This window comes from Halomonas caseinilytica (assembly GCF_001662305.1).
Taxonomy (GTDB): Bacteria; Pseudomonadota; Gammaproteobacteria; order Pseudomonadales; family Halomonadaceae; genus Halomonas; species Halomonas caseinilytica.
This window is the reverse complement of sequence record NZ_BDEP01000017.1, coordinates 239,580-253,316: the sequence shown is the minus strand read 5'-3', so window position 1 is coordinate 253,316 and position 13,737 is coordinate 239,580. Positions and strand designations below refer to the sequence as shown.

Genomic DNA, 13,737 nt, shown 5'->3' with positions numbered 1-13,737 from the left:
TCAAGACTCCCGCGTTTCGAAATCGATACGGGGATCGACCCACACATAGGTCAGATCCGATATCAGCTTCAGGATCAGACCAATCAGCGTATAGAGATAAAGGGTGCCGAAGATCACCGGGTAATCGCGCTGCATGACGGCCTCGAAGCCCAGCAGGCCGAGGCCGTTGAGAGAGAAGATCACTTCGATCAGCAGTGCGCCGGTGAAGAAGATGCCGATCAGTGCCGAAGGCAGGCCGGCGATGATGATCAACATGGCATTGCGGAAGACGTGCCCATAGAGCACGCGACGATCACTGGCTCCCTTTGCTCGAGCGGTGAGCACGTACTGTTTGTGAATCTCGTCGAGAAAGCTGTTCTTGGTCAGCATGGTCAGGGTGGCGAAACTGCCGATGGCCGAGGCGGCGACCGGTAGGCTGATATGCCAGAAATAGTCCTTTACCTTGCCCCAGACCGAGAGCTCGGGAAAGTCTGGCGAGGTCAGGCCGCGCAACGGGAAGATGTCCCAGTAGCTGCCGCCGGCGAACAGCACGATCAGCAGGATGGCGAACAGGAAGCCGGGAATGGCATAGCCGACGATGACCACCCCCGAGGTCCAGATGTCGAAGCGCGTTCCGTGCTTGAGTGCCTTGCGGATGCCCAGCGGTATCGAGATCAGATAGACCAGCAGGGTGGTCCACAGGCCCAGGGATATCGAGACCGGCAGGCGTTCGAGGATCAGGGACGTGACCGCGGTGCCGTGGAAGAAACTCTCGCCGAGATCGAAGGTCGTGTAGTCGACGAGCATGTCGAGGAAACGCTCCGGCGCCGGCTTGTCAAAGCCGAACTGGGCTTCCAGTCGTTCGATGAGTTGCGGCGGCATGCCACGACTGCCACGGGAATCATCGCCCGAGACCACCTCTCCGCCGCCACCCTCGAGGCGGGTGCTGGATTGTGCGGATAGTCCCTCGAAACGAGCCAGCATCTGGTCGATGGGGCCGCCGGGAGCGGCCTGGACGATGATGAAGTTGAGCAGCAGGATTCCCAGCAAGGTGGGAATCATCAGCAGCAGGCGGCGCAGGGTATAGGCGGCCACGACAACTCCTCAAGCAGGTGATGGAGAACTAGTTGCCATTCTGGCGGGCTTCGACTTGGGTGGCGCGTTGCGGATCGACCCACCAGGCGTCCAGGTCCAGGCCGTATTCCGGGAAGGGTTCCTTCCAGCCGAACTTGTCCCAGAAGGCCAGTCGGGTGCCTGGCAGGTGCCACTGGGGAATCACGTAGAATCCCCAGCGCAGCACGCGATCGAGGGCCTGGGCCGCAGTATCCAGCTCGGCGCGCGTATCGGCGGCGATCAAGCGCTCCACCAGATCGTCGATGACCGGGTTTTCCAGCCCGATGAGGTTGCTGCTCTGGGGAGCGTGGGCATACTTGCTGCCCCAGAATTCACGTTGTTCGTTTCCGGGGCTGGCCGATTGCGGGAAGCTGCCGACGATGATATCGAAGTCAAAGTTGCCCCGGCGATTGAGGTACTGGTTGACGTCCACGACACGGATCTTGCCCTGAATGCCCAGCCGTTTCAGGTTGCGCAACAGCGGATGCACGATACGTTCGAAGCGAGTGTCGTGCAGGAGTACCTCGAGTCGCAAGGGCTCACCGTCGGGCGTGATCAACTGGCCGTCACGATAGGTGTAGCCGGCTTCGGTCAGCAGTTCATGGGCACGTCGGAGGCGGGCGCGGGGTTCCTCGGGCATGTCGATGGGCAGGGGCGAGTCGAAGACGCGCTCGGGCAGGGCGTCGCGATGAGGCTCGAGCAGTGCCAGCTCCGCGTCACTGGGGAGTCCCTCAGCGGCCATTTCAGAATTGGCGAAGTAACTGTGGGTACGCTGATAGGCGCCGTAGAAGAGGTTCTTGTTCAGCCACTCGAAGTCGAAGGCAAGGTTCAGGGCTTCGCGCAGGCGCACGTCCTGGAATTTGTCGCGCCGGAGGTTCATGACATAGGCCTGCATGCCCGCGGGCTGGCCGTCGGGGATCTCAAGGCGCTTGACGAAGCCGTCATTGGCGGCAGGGAAGTCATAGCCGGTCGCCCAGTTGCGGGCCGTGGAGCCGATGCGAAAGTCCAGGTTGCCGGCCTTGAAGGCTTCCATGGCCACGGAAGCATCGCGGTAATAGTCGAAGATAAGCCGGTCGATATTATGGCGACCACGGTTGACCGGAAGGTCCCGGCCCCAGTAGTCGTCGACGCGCTCGTAGACGATGCGGCGGCCCGGGTCGACCTCGGCAATCCGGTAGGGGCCCGAACCGAGCAGGGCATCACGAGTGGGTTGGGTGAAGTCGCGATCCTGCCAGTAGTGGGCGGGTAGTACCGGCATCTGGCCAAGGATCAAGGGAAGCTCGCGGGACTCGCTGCCGGCCAGGTCGAAATGCACGGTGTCCTCGTCCACGGCGCGCACATCGGCCACACCGGCATAGTAGGCTCCGTATAAGGGTTGCCCCTTCTCGGTAAGTGTCTTGAAGCTGAAGAGCACGTCTTCGGCCGTGACCGGCGTGCCGTCGTGAAAGCGCGCCCGGGGGTCGAGGTCGAACTCGACCCAGTGCCGCTGCGGGTCGAGGCGAATGCCGGAGGCCAGCAGCCCATACATGGTGAAGGGCTCGTTCGGGTTCCGGGTGAGCAGGGTGTCGTAGGTGTTGCCGAGTCCGGCGGCCGGGGTTCCCTGGACGATATACGGGTTGGTCGAGTCGAAACTGCTGCCCGTTGCGGCACGGGTCAGGGTTCCCCCGACCGGCGCGTCCGGATTGGTGTGGGGAAAGTGGGAGAAATCCTCGTGCAGTGCCGGCTCGCCGTAAAGGGCAAGTGCGTGTCGGGTGGGAACATCGGCGGGGTCGGCGGCCATGGCGGAGGCGTTGGCCATGACCGCCATCAGCGGCAGGAGCAGTCGCATCATCGGAGAGGATCCTTTCCCTGCGTCAACAAGACGGCGCGTGCCAGGACGCGCCTCAGTATCATCCACCGGAAAGTGTCAGCTGCTGCCCGGGTTGTAAAGCGTCGGGTCGGTCGAGGCCGTTCCAGCGAACGAGGTCCGCGGCCGCCACGGCATGCTGGGAGGCGATGGAAGACAGGGTGTCGCCTCGCTGGACGACATGGACCGCGCCGTCGTCGGCATCGTTCATCGGTGATCCGAGGGCGGCCACGAGGCGTTGGGCGTGCCCCATCGGTACCAGGAGATTGTCGACCTGGTGGGGATGAGCGACTCCGGCGCGAAGCCCGGGATTGAGCTCGGCCAGGCGCTGTTCGGGAACGCCTGCCAGGCGGGCGGCTTCGTCCAGGGTCACGCGGCGTGTCACCGGCACCTGGGCGAATGCCGGGCCACCCTCGATATCGGGAAGATTGACGCCATAGCGCTGGGGTTCGGAGATGATCGCGGCGATGGCCAGCAACTTGGGGACATAGTCCATGGTCTCCGCCGGCAGGCTCAGGTCCCAGTATTCGCCGGCATGGCCCTGCGACTGGGCGAGGCGAACGGCCTGGTTCACGGTCCCGGCGCCGGCATTGTAGGCGGCCAGGGAGAGTTCGATATCGCCCTCGTACCACTGGTCGGCCTGCATCTCGATGTAATCCAGTGCCGCTTCCGTGGAACGCACGACGTCGAGACGGCCATCCCAGGCATTGTTGCGACGCAGACCGAGGGCTTCCCCGGTACGCGGCATGATCTGCCACAGGCCAGCTGCGCCGAAGTGACTGCGAGCCTCGGGATCGAAGGAGCTCTCGATGAAGGGGACCAAGGCGATTTCACCGGGCAGCCCGCGAGCTTCGACCTGCTGGACAATCCAGGTCAACCAGGGACGGGCTCGCTCGGTGATCTTGGCGATATTTTCCGGGCTCGAGCGATATTCGTCGATCCAGTGCTGGACCCTGGCATGGCCGGCGTCGGCACGCCACTGGTCACGCCATTCGAAGCTGGCGCGCAGGCGCTCCCAGGCATCCTTGGGTTGAAGGTCGAGAGCACCCCAGAAAGTGGCCATCGACTGTGAACGGGAACGAGCCAGGGTAGCCGTATCCTGCGAGGTGGCACCGAGTGTCGCGCGATCGGCAGGCATGGTGGCGGCTTGACTTTCGAGACTGTAGGGGGCGGTCGCCAACAGGGCGCCGAGCAAGCTCAGGGAACTGGCGAAGCCGAACAGGCGTCGACGCATTGTGTGATAGGTCATGCAAGGGTCTCCGGGGCGCCGGGGCTTGGCACACAGAGCGCCGAGCCGGTCGTCCAGCGGCCCTTTTCAAAGGGCGTTTCCAAAGAGGGTGTCAGAAGGAATCTTTCCAGGCGCGCAGGGTGGTGAAGGTTGCCAGCTCGGTGTCGGTGCTGCCGTGCTCCGATGCGCTCCGGCGCACCCCTTCCTTGTCACAGCGCAGGAAAGGATTGATGCGACGTTCACGGCCCAGGGTGCTGGGTAGCGTGGGACGTTCGAGTTCTCTGGCGCGCAGGCATTCGTGCTCGGCCTCGACCAGGTCCCTATTGTCCGGTTCGACGGCTTTGGCGAATCGCAGGTTGGCCAGGGTGTATTCATGGGCGGCGAATACCAGCGTTTCTTCGGGCAGGTTGTCGAGTCGTGAAAGCGACTGATGCATCTGCTCGGGAGAGCCTTCGAACAGCCGGCCGCAGCCGGCGCTGAACAGCACGTCGCCACTGAACAGCAGGGGCGGTATGCCGGCGGTGAAGAAGGCGATATGGTCGAGGGTATGGCCGGGCAGTTCGAGCACATCGAACAAGCGGCCCATCACCCGGATTTCATCGCCATCGCCGACAGGTTCGTCGATGCCCGTGATCGAGGGGTTGTGAGGCCCGATGACACGAGGCGAATAACGTTGGATCAACTCCGACACCCCTCCGGTATGATCGGGGTGATGGTGAGTGATCAAAATCGTGCCGAGCGTCAGTCCCTCGCGTTCCAGCCATTCGATGACAGGAGAGGCATCGCCGGGGTCGACTACACAGACGCTGTCGCTCGTATCCTGACGCAATAGCCAGATATAGTTGTCGCTGAAGGCTGGAATCGGTGTCACGCTCAACATGGACTCGTTATCCTCGCGGCTCGGCCGGACTCGGCGGTGCCGAGGGTACCTGACTCGGGGCAAATCGCAAAAAGTGTAGACTGTGGAGAGAAGAGCGGATCATGTCAAATTCGCGGGAAGCGATAGCCCTGGCGCGATTGGCCGAGGAAGGACGGCGTTACTGGGCCAGTACGCCGGGACAGGCGATCTGGCGAGCCGAACGGGCTTGCATCGGACCGCTGTGCGAACGCTGGTTTGGTCCCCATGCCCTGGAGCTCGGCTTCGGCCCCGCACTGACGGACATGTGCCCGGTGCATCATTCCTTGCGCTGGGCGCCGACGGAGGCGTTCGCCGAAACGCCGTCGACCCTGGTCTGCCCGCCCGATGCCCTGCCATTGCCCGATGGATGCCTGAACCTGGTGGTCGTGCATCATCTGCTGGAGGTGTTGCCGAACCCTCACCATGTATTGCAGGAAGCCGTGAGAGTCACCGCCGACGAGGGCCATCTGGTGCTGTTTGGCTGGTTACCGTTCGGTATCGCGGGATGGGCCCGGTTGTGGCCCGAACAGCGACGCCACTTTCCCGGTCGGGGGCGCTGGCGCAGCCCGGCTCGGCTGCGCGACTGGTTGACGTTTGTCGACTTCGAGACGCACCGGGTAGACTACTGCGGCTTTCGTCTGCCCGGCGGGCTGGCGCGAAATGCCGTGCTGGAGGCCGTTGGACGGCGGCATAATCTGCCGCTGAGCGACTGCTACATGATTCATGCCCGACGCCGCTCCCAACTGGCCCAGCCCCGGCGCGGGCGGATGTCCTTTGCGCCGTCGCTGCCCGGCTCCGCCGTGGGGGGCGCCACGCGGCTCGGGCCACAACCGGAAAGGGTGACAGAGGGTGAATGACGAAACGCCCCAAGAGGCATTGAGCGATGTGACGATCTATACCGATGGGGCATGTCGGGGAAATCCGGGACCAGGTGGCTGGGGGGCCTTGCTGCTCAGCGGCGAGCATGAAAAGGCCCTCAAGGGAGCCGAGGCCAGGACGACCAACAACCGCATGGAGTTGATGGCCGCCATCATGGCACTGCGCGCCCTGAAACGCCCTTGCCGAGTCGCGCTGTGGACCGATTCGGAGTATCTGCGCCGTGGCATCACCGAATGGATACATGGCTGGATCAAGCGCGATTGGAAGACCGCCTCGCGCAAGCCCGTCAAGAACGCCGAGTTGTGGCGAGACCTGCACGAGCAAACCCGGCGGCACCGCATCGAATGGCATTGGGTCAAGGGGCATAGCGGTCATCCCGGCAACGAGCGTGCCGATGCCCTGGCCAACGAGGCCATCGATGAGATGCAGGCCAACGCCTGAATGTCGATCTTTCCCTGAAAGCCGAGCACGAGACACCACATGCGTCAGATCATTCTGGATACCGAGACCACCGGCATCGATCCACGCGAGGGACATCGACTGATCGAGATCGGTGCGGTGGAGATGGTCAATCGACGATTGACCGGTAACACCTATCATCAGTACATCAACCCGGAGCGCGACATCGAGGCCGAGGCCGTGGAAGTCCACGGCATCACCAATGAGAAGGTTGCCGACGAGCCAGTCTTCGCCGACGTGGCGGATGCCTTCTGGGCCTTCATCGAGGGCGCCGAGCTGGTCATCCATAACGCTCCCTTCGATGTCGGTTTCATCGATCACGAGCTTGCCATGCTCAACAAGGCACGTGGCGAGCCGGTGTTGGGGCCGGTGGCCGAGCACTGCCGTATCCTGGATACGTTGCAACTGGCTCGCGACAAGCATCCCGGGCAGCGCAACAACCTGGACGCGCTCTGCAAGCGCTACGATATCCAGAACAGCCATCGCGTGCTTCACGGCGCCTTGCTGGACGCCGAGATTCTTGCTGATGTCTACCTGGCGATGACCGGCGGGCAGACGGCGTTGTCACTGGATGCCTCCGCCAGTGATGACACGGGGCAGACCGACAACAGTGGCGGCCTGATGATTCGACGCCTCTCGTTGGCGCCGGGTCAGTTGAGTGTCCGGCAGCCGGACGAGGCCGAATGGCAGGCGCATCGTGACAAGCTGGCCAGCATTCGAGAAGCCTCGGGGCAGTGTCGATGGGACGGCCTGGAAGGATGGCCGGGCGCTTCCCGGGAGGGAAGCTGATGCTGAAGCGCGAGCTGCCCCATGATGCAACGGCGGGGCGTCTGATTCGGCTCGCCGAGGGACGCATCGCGCCTGGTGAGGATGGCGGGCCCCTGCAGGCGCCGAGTCGCTGGCAGGCCGGCGTGCAGCCGCTGTGCTGGTGGGGTGGCGAACCGGTGGGCCTGTCGTTGGAAGAACAGGCCGGCTGCGACTGGCTTGACGGAAGGGATTGGCTGGCGAGCCTGCCGGGCGACTGGTTTCCGCTGGTCTCCACGGCGCTTCAGGTGGGGGCCTGGCTGCGCAACCATCGGTTTTGCGGCCGCTGCGGCGCGCCGGCCACGCGGCTCGACAGCGAGTTCGCCATGCAGTGTGCACAGTGCGGCCAGCGCAATTATCCGCGTATCTCGCCGTGCATCATTACCCTGGTGACCCATGGGGAATCGATGTTGCTGGCGCGTAGTCCACGTTTTCCTGCCGGTCGCTATTCGACCCTGGCGGGCTTTATCGAGCCCGGTGAGTCCGCCGAGGAGGCGGTGCGTCGCGAAGTCGAGGAAGAGGTCGGCGTGGCGCTGGGCCGGCTGCGCTATTTCCAGAGCCAGGCTTGGCCCTTCCCGCACTCCCTGATGCTTGGTTACTTTGCCGAGGCCGCCAGTCGGCGAATCCGTATCGATGGCGTGGAAATCAGCGATGCCGCCTGGTTCACGCCCAGGCAATTGCCCAAGCTGCCGCCGGTATATTCCATCTCTCGCGCCTTGATCGACACGCACCTCGCCGAGGTAGGGGCCAGGGGCCAATAGCGCCGGAAGCCAGTGATCGGCTTCGTTTTCAATCGGCGGGAAACAGGCTGGTCAGCTTGGTGGCCAGCATGACGTTGCCGGCGGCCTTCAACTTGCCGGTCATGAAGGCGGTCATGCCATTGATCTCTCCGGACATGATGCCTTTCAGGGTCTCGGTACTCAGGCTCAGGCTGACCGACGGGTCGTCGTGTTCGCCGGCGCAGATCTCCAGCTCACCATTCTGGATCTTGAGATAGTGATCCTCGGCATCGCTGAAGTGAAACTGGAAGATGTCGTTCATGCCCTGGGCAGCTTGGGCATCGAAACGGGCATGGAGCTTGTCGAAAGTGGACATGGCAAGGTTCCCGTGTCGCATTGTGGTGGAAGGTGGGTCAAGCGTATTTAAAACGACTGTTTTAATCAAGCTAGCTTGTTCCATCGGTACACTGACGTCAGCATGTGAGTCGAAACGCGCAGAGGAGTCGTATCGTGAACGAATGGTTTGGTGAGCTCGGCATGTTCCTGGCTCAGTTGCTGGTGGTGGTGGTGCTCATTGCCTTGGTGATGGTGGTCGTGGCGAGGTCGCGCTCCGGAGGCGGTGAGCGCAGCCAGATCAAGCTGGAGGAGCTCAATGCCAGGCGTCGACGTCGGTTGCGACGCCTGCGTCTGGCCGCCAGCGAGCCGGCGGCACGCAAGCGAATGACCAAGGCATTCCGTCGAGACGACAAGACGCGGGGCAAGAAAGGCGATGCCGATGAATCGGCTCGGTCGACGGTCTGGGTACTGGACTTTCATGGCGATCTCAAGGCCAGTGGTACCGGCAAGCTGGCCGAGGAAATCACGGCCGTGCTGGATGCCTCGAGCGAAGGCGACGAAGTGGTGGTGCGCCTGGAGTCGCCGGGCGGGCTGGTCCACGCCTATGGTCATGCCGCCGCCGAGATGGATCGGCTACGTCAGGCGGGTCTCTCCACCACGGTATGTGTCGACAAGGTGGCGGCCAGCGGAGGCTATCTGATGGCCTGCTGTGCCGATCGATTGCGCGCGGCGCCCTTTGCCGTGCTGGGCTCGATTGGCGTGGTGGCTCAGCTGCCGAATGTTCATCGCCTGCTCAAACGCCATGACATCGATGTGGATGTTCTCACCGCGGGGCAGTACAAGCGGACCTTGACAGTGTTCGGTGAAAATACCGAGGAAGGTCGGGAGAAATTCCTGGCCGAGCTGAATACGGTGCATGACCTGTTCAAGCGTTATGTCGCCGAGCGCCGTCCTGACCTGGATATCGAGGCAGTGGCCACCGGCGAGGCCTGGCATGGCACGGAGGCACTGTCCAGGGGGCTGGTCGACGAGATTGGCACCAGCGAGGCGTATCTTGCCGAGCGCATGAAGGATGCCAAGGTCATTGCCCTTAGCATTCAGCAGCGACGCGGACTCGCCGAGCGTCTGGGGCTTTCGGTATCGCACGGCATCGAGCGCAGTGTCGAGCGTGGTTTGGAAGCGCTCGATGCCAGCCGTTGGCAGAAGCGTTGAGATCGCGCCAGCGTCACAGCTTCAGCTTGCCGAGTGCCTCGATGAGCGTATTGGCGCGCTCGCCCTGCAGGGAATAGTAGATCGTCTGGGAGGCGCGCCGGGTCGCGACCAGTTCCTCCCGGCGAAGTATGGCGAGGTGTTGAGACAGGGCGGACTGACTGAGGGCGAGTCGCTGGTTGAGCTCGGTCACGGAAAGTTCCGCCCCGGCCAGCAAGCAGAGGATCCGCAGGCGATTGTCGTTGGCCATCGCCTTGAGTAGCGCGCTTGCCTGGTCGACGACCGTGTCGCCTCCATCCAGCAGGCGCTTGGCCTGGCGCTGAGCGTTGGTCATGATGTGCCCCCTTGAGCTAGCGAGCCCAATGCCGCACTTTCCCTCGCCGGTCACCGGGTCTTGATGGGTCCTTCGGCAGCCCTCCACCGGATGCCATTGTCACCTCGGTTCTCTGATTCAGGCATTACTCAACAATCTTTCATCACTATAGCCCACCGGGCTGACCACCCGCGATTCAACGCTGACTCAATGGCTGAATCAGCGTGTACGAGTCCGGGGTTCTCCTGCTTGTCGACAATGCTTCGAACGGGTTTCGTTCTTTTGTCGAAGTCTAGCCAATGGTCGGAGGTTTTTCGGCCCAGGGGTGGTCTAGGGTGTCAACAATCATGTGAACAACGCGAACAGCACTGTTCGATATGAAGGGTCCCGAAGCGAACCGCTCCGATGCGAGGTGATGTCGAATGTCCCGCTATCAAGACGAGTTTCTGCGTTCCATTGAGTCCCCCGAGCTCTTCTGGGCCGAGCAGGCCGGGCGTCTGCCCTGGTTCACGCCTCCGCAAACCATTCTGCGTTACGATGACCAGGGGCATGCGCGCTGGTACGAGGACGGTGAACTCAATCTCTGCCACGCCGCTCTGGACCACCATGTCGAGCAGGGGCGAGGCGAGCTGGCCGCCATTCATTGGGATTCGCCGGTCACCGGGCAGAAGCGAACCCTGAGTTATGGCCAGCTGCTGGATCGCGTGGCGCGCTTCGCCGGTGCATTGCGCGAGCTGGGCGTGAAATATGGCGACCGAGTAGTGATCTACATGCCGATGGTGCCCGAAGCCTTGGTTGCCATGATGGCCTGCGCTCGTCTCGGTGCCGTGCATTCGGTGGTCTTCGGGGGTTTTGCACCCCATGAGCTGGCGGTTCGGATCGAGGATGCCGAGCCACGGGTCGTCGTGACGGCTTCCTGCGGTGTGGAGATCGACCGGGTCGTTCCCTACAAGCCCATCGTCGATGAGGCGCTGGCGCGCAGCGCGCATCAGCCGGCCGCCTGTGTGGTGCTGCAACGCGAGCGGCATGAAGCTGAACTCGGTGCAGGGGATCACGACTGGGCAACCCTCGAGGCGGCGGCCGAACCGGCGCCGTGCGTGCCGGTCAAGGCTACCGATCCCCTTTATATCCTCTATACCTCCGGCACTACGGGCCGACCCAAGGGCGTGGTGCGCGATACCGGCGGCTATGGTGTGGCGTTGCATTATTCGATGGAGAAGATCTATGACATGGCGCCGGGAGAGGTCTTCTTCTCGGCGTCGGATGTCGGCTGGGTGGTTGGCCATTCCTACATCGTCTATGCCCCTTTGCTGAGGGGCTGCACCACTGTGGTGTACGAAGGCAAGCCGGTTCGCACGCCGGATGCGGGAGCCTTCTGGCGACTGATCGCCGACTATCGGGTGAAGAGTTTCTTTACCGCGCCGACCGCTTTCCGGGCCATCAAGAAGGAGGACCCGGAGGGCGAATGGCTCTCCCGATATGATCTGTCATGCCTGGCGTCATTGTTCCTTGCCGGGGAGCGTCTGGACCCGCCGACGTTCCATTGGCTGCAGGAGAGACTCGATGTGCCGGTCATCGATCACTGGTGGCAGACCGAGACCGGCTGGCCGGTGGCCGCGAATCTCCTCGGGCTGGAGCCGATGCCGATCAAGGCTGGCTCGGCGACAGTCCCCGTGCCGGGATTCGATGTCCAGGTGCTGGATCGCGAAGGGCGTCGTGCCGTGGCTCAGGAACAGGGTGCCGTGGTGATCAAGGAGCCCATGCCGCCCGGTTGCCTGAGTGGCATATGGCGGGACACCGAACGCTTCCATTCGGCCTACATGGCTGCCTTCCCTGGCTATTACCTGACCGGCGATGGCGGTTATGTCGATGAAGAGGGCTATGTATTCATCATGGGGCGCACCGATGACGTGATCAATGTGGCAGGGCACCGCTTGTCTACCGGCGAGATGGAGGAGGTGGTCGGCGCGCATCCCGCAGTGGCCGAGTGTGCGGTGATCGGTATCCAGGATGCACTCAAGGGGCAAGTGCCGGTAGGCCTGGTCATTCTCAAGGATGGCTTCACCGGCGACGAGGCCTCGCTCGAGGTTGAGCTGATTGAGCGAGTACGGCAATGGATCGGGCCGATCGCCTGCTTTCGTCAGGTGCTGGTGGTCGATCGGCTGCCGAAGACGCGATCCGGTAAGATCCTGCGCAAGCTGTTGCGCAACATCGCCGATGGCCAAGCGTACGGCGTTCCCTCGACCATCGATGATCCGGCGAGCCTTGAGTCGGTCCACGACGCCATGCGGCAACACGATGTCGGTGCCTCGGGGCAGGCTCGCATGGAATGAACGGCACTGGGCACGGCATTTGGCCGGGTGCCGGCAGGTGCGTATAATGCGTGCGTCGCGCCGCTGTCCCGGCTTGCCCATCACCATGAGGGTTCCCTCACCCCTCCCGCCAAAAAGGTTGTCTTGATGTTCGTGTTGTCCGCCGCCCAGACCCGCCGCTGCCTGGTCCTGCTGGTTGCCTTTCATATTCTGGTCATTGCGGCCAGTAACTATCTCGTTCAGTTGCCGTTCAGCCTTTTTGGCCTGCATACCACCTGGGGTGCCTTCAGCTTTCCCTTCATCTTTCTTGCCACCGACCTCACGGTGCGGCTGTTCGGCAAGGAGCCGGCCCGGGCCATCATCTTTCGGGTCATGTTCCCGGCGTTGCTGGTGTCCTATGTCGTCTCGGTGGTCTTTCCCCGGGGCGGGTTCGCCGGGTTCGAGGCGCTGGCCCAGTGGGATCTGTTCGTGGCACGCATCGCGCTCGCCAGCTTCATGGCCTATGTGGTTGGCCAGTTGCTGGATGTCACGGTATTCGATCGACTGCGCCAGTTGCGGACCTGGTGGGTGGCGCCGGCGATGTCGACACTGTTCGGCAATCTGGCCGATACCTTCGCCTTCTTCTCGGTTGCCTTCCACCGCAGCCCTGATCCTTTCATGGCGGCCCACTGGCCCGAAATCGCTTGGGTGGACTATGCCATCAAGCTTGGCATCAGCCTGGCGCTGTTCCTGCCGTTGTACGGTGTTCTGCTCGGCTGGTTGACGCGTCGTCTGGTGGCCATGACCGGCGGCGAGGATGTGACACCCGAACAGGCCCGCGCTCGTTCTTGAATTCAACCGTACAAGGAGAGACTTCGATGCCCGTCGCACTCAACCATATCGATACCGGTGGCGAGGGCGTGCCGCTGGTGGTGGTTCACGGCCTGCTGGGCAGTGCCGACAATTGGCGCTCGCACATCAAGAAGTGGCGCGAGTCACGCCGGGTGATTGCCGTGGATCTGCGCAATCATGGCCGGTCACCCCATGTCGAGGGCATGGGGTACGAGGCGATGGCCGAAGATCTGCTGGCGCTGCTTGACCGCCTGGACGTGCAAAAGGCCCACCTGCTGGGGCATTCCATGGGAGGCAAGGTGGTAATCAGCGTAGCGCGGCTCGCACCATCACGCGTGGCGTCCCTGATCGTCGCCGATATCGCGCCACGAGCCTATGGCCACGATCACGACAGTATCTTCGCCGGATTGCGGCGCCTCGAGCGCGGGGCGCCGACCACGCGTGGGGAGGCGGATGCCTTGCTCGCCGAGCATGTCGATGAGCGGCCCACCCGGCTATTTCTGGCGACCAACCTGGAGCGCGACGAGCAGGCCGGGGGGCTTCGCCTGCGCATCGGACTCGACGAGATCGAGGGCGATTACGATGCCATCATGGCCGAGCCGGCCGGGGAAGGGGCTTTCACGGGGCCGACGTTGGTGGTGCGCGGTTCGCGCTCGCGATACGTGACCGACGAGATGCTGCCGGCCCTGCGCGAGGTATTGCCGGAGGCCGAGCTGGTGACCCTGGAGGCCGGACATTGGTTGCATGCCGAGCAGCCCGAGGCGTTTCAGGCGGCGGTCAATCGCTTTCTCGACGAGGTGAGTTGACGCCG

At 63.1% G+C, this 13,737-nt stretch carries 14 protein-coding genes; 8 read left to right on the top strand and 6 right to left on the bottom strand.

Annotated elements, in window-relative coordinates; all coding sequences use genetic code 11:
• From A9O65_RS13005 to gloB, 4 genes are all read right to left on the bottom strand, one after another.
• On the bottom strand, positions 1-1,074 hold the full coding sequence (locus A9O65_RS13005) for a microcin C ABC transporter permease YejB (RefSeq protein ID WP_064698513.1): 1,074 nt from the start codon (positions 1,072-1,074) through the stop codon (positions 1-3).
• A 28-nt stretch (positions 1,075-1,102) separates the two neighbouring features.
• A complete protein-coding gene (locus A9O65_RS13000; protein ID WP_082919926.1) occupies positions 1,103-2,923 on the bottom strand; it encodes an extracellular solute-binding protein in 1,821 nt (606 codons plus the stop codon).
• Between the two features lie 58 nt (positions 2,924-2,981).
• Complete coding sequence (locus A9O65_RS12995; protein ID WP_064702312.1) at positions 2,982-4,187, bottom strand: transglycosylase SLT domain-containing protein; 1,206 nt, start codon at positions 4,185-4,187, stop codon at positions 2,982-2,984.
• A 91-nt stretch (positions 4,188-4,278) separates the two neighbouring features.
• A complete protein-coding gene (gene gloB / locus A9O65_RS12990; RefSeq protein ID WP_064698511.1) occupies positions 4,279-5,046 on the bottom strand; it encodes a hydroxyacylglutathione hydrolase in 768 nt (255 codons plus the stop codon).
• 101 nt (positions 5,047-5,147) lie between these two features.
• Between gloB and A9O65_RS12985 the strand changes: the two genes are divergently transcribed.
• Genes A9O65_RS12985 through nudC form a run of 4 tightly spaced genes read left to right on the top strand, consistent with a single transcriptional unit; the run spans position 5,148 to position 7,967 of the window.
• Positions 5,148-5,921: a methyltransferase domain-containing protein gene (locus A9O65_RS12985; protein WP_064698510.1), complete on the top strand. Its 774-nt coding sequence runs from the start codon at positions 5,148-5,150 to the stop codon at positions 5,919-5,921.
• Positions 5,914-6,384, top strand: coding sequence for a ribonuclease HI (gene rnhA, locus A9O65_RS12980; protein WP_064702311.1), 471 nt, complete (start codon positions 5,914-5,916; stop codon positions 6,382-6,384). Before A9O65_RS12985 ends, rnhA begins: the two co-directional genes overlap by 8 nt.
• Positions 6,385-6,423: 39 nt before the next feature.
• Positions 6,424-7,191, top strand: coding sequence for a DNA polymerase III subunit epsilon (dnaQ, locus tag A9O65_RS12975; protein ID WP_064702310.1), 768 nt, complete (start codon positions 6,424-6,426; stop codon positions 7,189-7,191).
• On the top strand, positions 7,191-7,967 hold the full coding sequence (nudC, locus tag A9O65_RS12970) for an NAD(+) diphosphatase (protein WP_064702309.1): 777 nt from the start codon (positions 7,191-7,193) through the stop codon (positions 7,965-7,967). Before dnaQ ends, nudC begins: the two co-directional genes overlap by 1 nt.
• 28 nt (positions 7,968-7,995) lie before the next feature.
• On the opposite strand, the gene A9O65_RS12965 is transcribed toward nudC, so the two are convergent.
• Positions 7,996-8,301 (bottom strand): SCP2 sterol-binding domain-containing protein, encoded by a 306-nt coding sequence (locus A9O65_RS12965; RefSeq protein WP_175473444.1) that lies wholly within the window; start codon positions 8,299-8,301, stop codon positions 7,996-7,998.
• 134 nt (positions 8,302-8,435) lie between these two features.
• Between A9O65_RS12965 and sohB the strand changes: the two genes are divergently transcribed.
• Positions 8,436-9,473 (top strand): protease SohB, encoded by a 1,038-nt coding sequence (sohB, locus tag A9O65_RS12960; protein ID WP_064702307.1) that lies wholly within the window; start codon positions 8,436-8,438, stop codon positions 9,471-9,473.
• A 13-nt stretch (positions 9,474-9,486) separates the two neighbouring features.
• Here sohB and A9O65_RS12955 read toward each other — a convergent pair whose 3' ends face one another.
• Entirely contained in the window at positions 9,487-9,804 is a 318-nt protein-coding gene (locus A9O65_RS12955; RefSeq protein WP_064702306.1) for an ArsR/SmtB family transcription factor, read from the bottom strand.
• Positions 9,805-10,205: 401 nt separating this feature from the next.
• Between A9O65_RS12955 and A9O65_RS12950 the strand changes: the two genes are divergently transcribed.
• From A9O65_RS12950 to A9O65_RS12940, 3 genes are all read left to right on the top strand, one after another.
• Complete coding sequence (locus A9O65_RS12950; protein ID WP_064702305.1) at positions 10,206-12,116, top strand: propionyl-CoA synthetase; 1,911 nt, start codon at positions 10,206-10,208, stop codon at positions 12,114-12,116.
• Between the two features lie 126 nt (positions 12,117-12,242).
• A complete protein-coding gene (locus A9O65_RS12945; protein WP_064698502.1) occupies positions 12,243-12,926 on the top strand; it encodes a 7-cyano-7-deazaguanine/7-aminomethyl-7-deazaguanine transporter in 684 nt (227 codons plus the stop codon).
• Positions 12,927-12,952: 26 nt separating this feature from the next.
• Positions 12,953-13,732 (top strand): alpha/beta fold hydrolase, encoded by a 780-nt coding sequence (locus A9O65_RS12940; RefSeq protein ID WP_064702304.1) that lies wholly within the window; start codon positions 12,953-12,955, stop codon positions 13,730-13,732.
• Positions 13,733-13,737 lie beyond the last annotated feature (5 nt).

What these genes read in the sequence shown, in the direction of transcription:
- A9O65_RS13000 (WP_082919926.1), bottom strand. Translation starts at nt 2,923, where the DNA reads ATGATGCGACTGCTCCTGCCGCTGATGGCGGTCATGGCCAACGCCTCC.
- A9O65_RS12995 (WP_064702312.1), bottom strand. Translation starts at nt 4,187, where the DNA reads ATGACCTATCACACAATGCGTCGACGCCTGTTCGGCTTCGCCAGTTCC.
- gloB (WP_064698511.1), bottom strand. Translation starts at nt 5,046, where the DNA reads ATGTTGAGCGTGACACCGATTCCAGCCTTCAGCGACAACTATATCTGG.
- A9O65_RS12985 (WP_064698510.1), top strand. Translation starts at nt 5,148, where the DNA reads ATGTCAAATTCGCGGGAAGCGATAGCCCTGGCGCGATTGGCCGAGGAA.
- dnaQ (WP_064702310.1), top strand. Translation starts at nt 6,424, where the DNA reads ATGCGTCAGATCATTCTGGATACCGAGACCACCGGCATCGATCCACGC.
- nudC (WP_064702309.1), top strand. Translation starts at nt 7,191, where the DNA reads ATGCTGAAGCGCGAGCTGCCCCATGATGCAACGGCGGGGCGTCTGATT.
- A9O65_RS12965 (WP_175473444.1), bottom strand. Translation starts at nt 8,301, where the DNA reads ATGTCCACTTTCGACAAGCTCCATGCCCGTTTCGATGCCCAAGCTGCC.
- A9O65_RS12955 (WP_064702306.1), bottom strand. Translation starts at nt 9,804, where the DNA reads ATGACCAACGCTCAGCGCCAGGCCAAGCGCCTGCTGGATGGAGGCGAC.
- A9O65_RS12950 (WP_064702305.1), top strand. Translation starts at nt 10,206, where the DNA reads ATGTCCCGCTATCAAGACGAGTTTCTGCGTTCCATTGAGTCCCCCGAG.
- A9O65_RS12945 (WP_064698502.1), top strand. Translation starts at nt 12,243, where the DNA reads ATGTTCGTGTTGTCCGCCGCCCAGACCCGCCGCTGCCTGGTCCTGCTG.
- A9O65_RS12940 (WP_064702304.1), top strand. Translation starts at nt 12,953, where the DNA reads ATGCCCGTCGCACTCAACCATATCGATACCGGTGGCGAGGGCGTGCCG.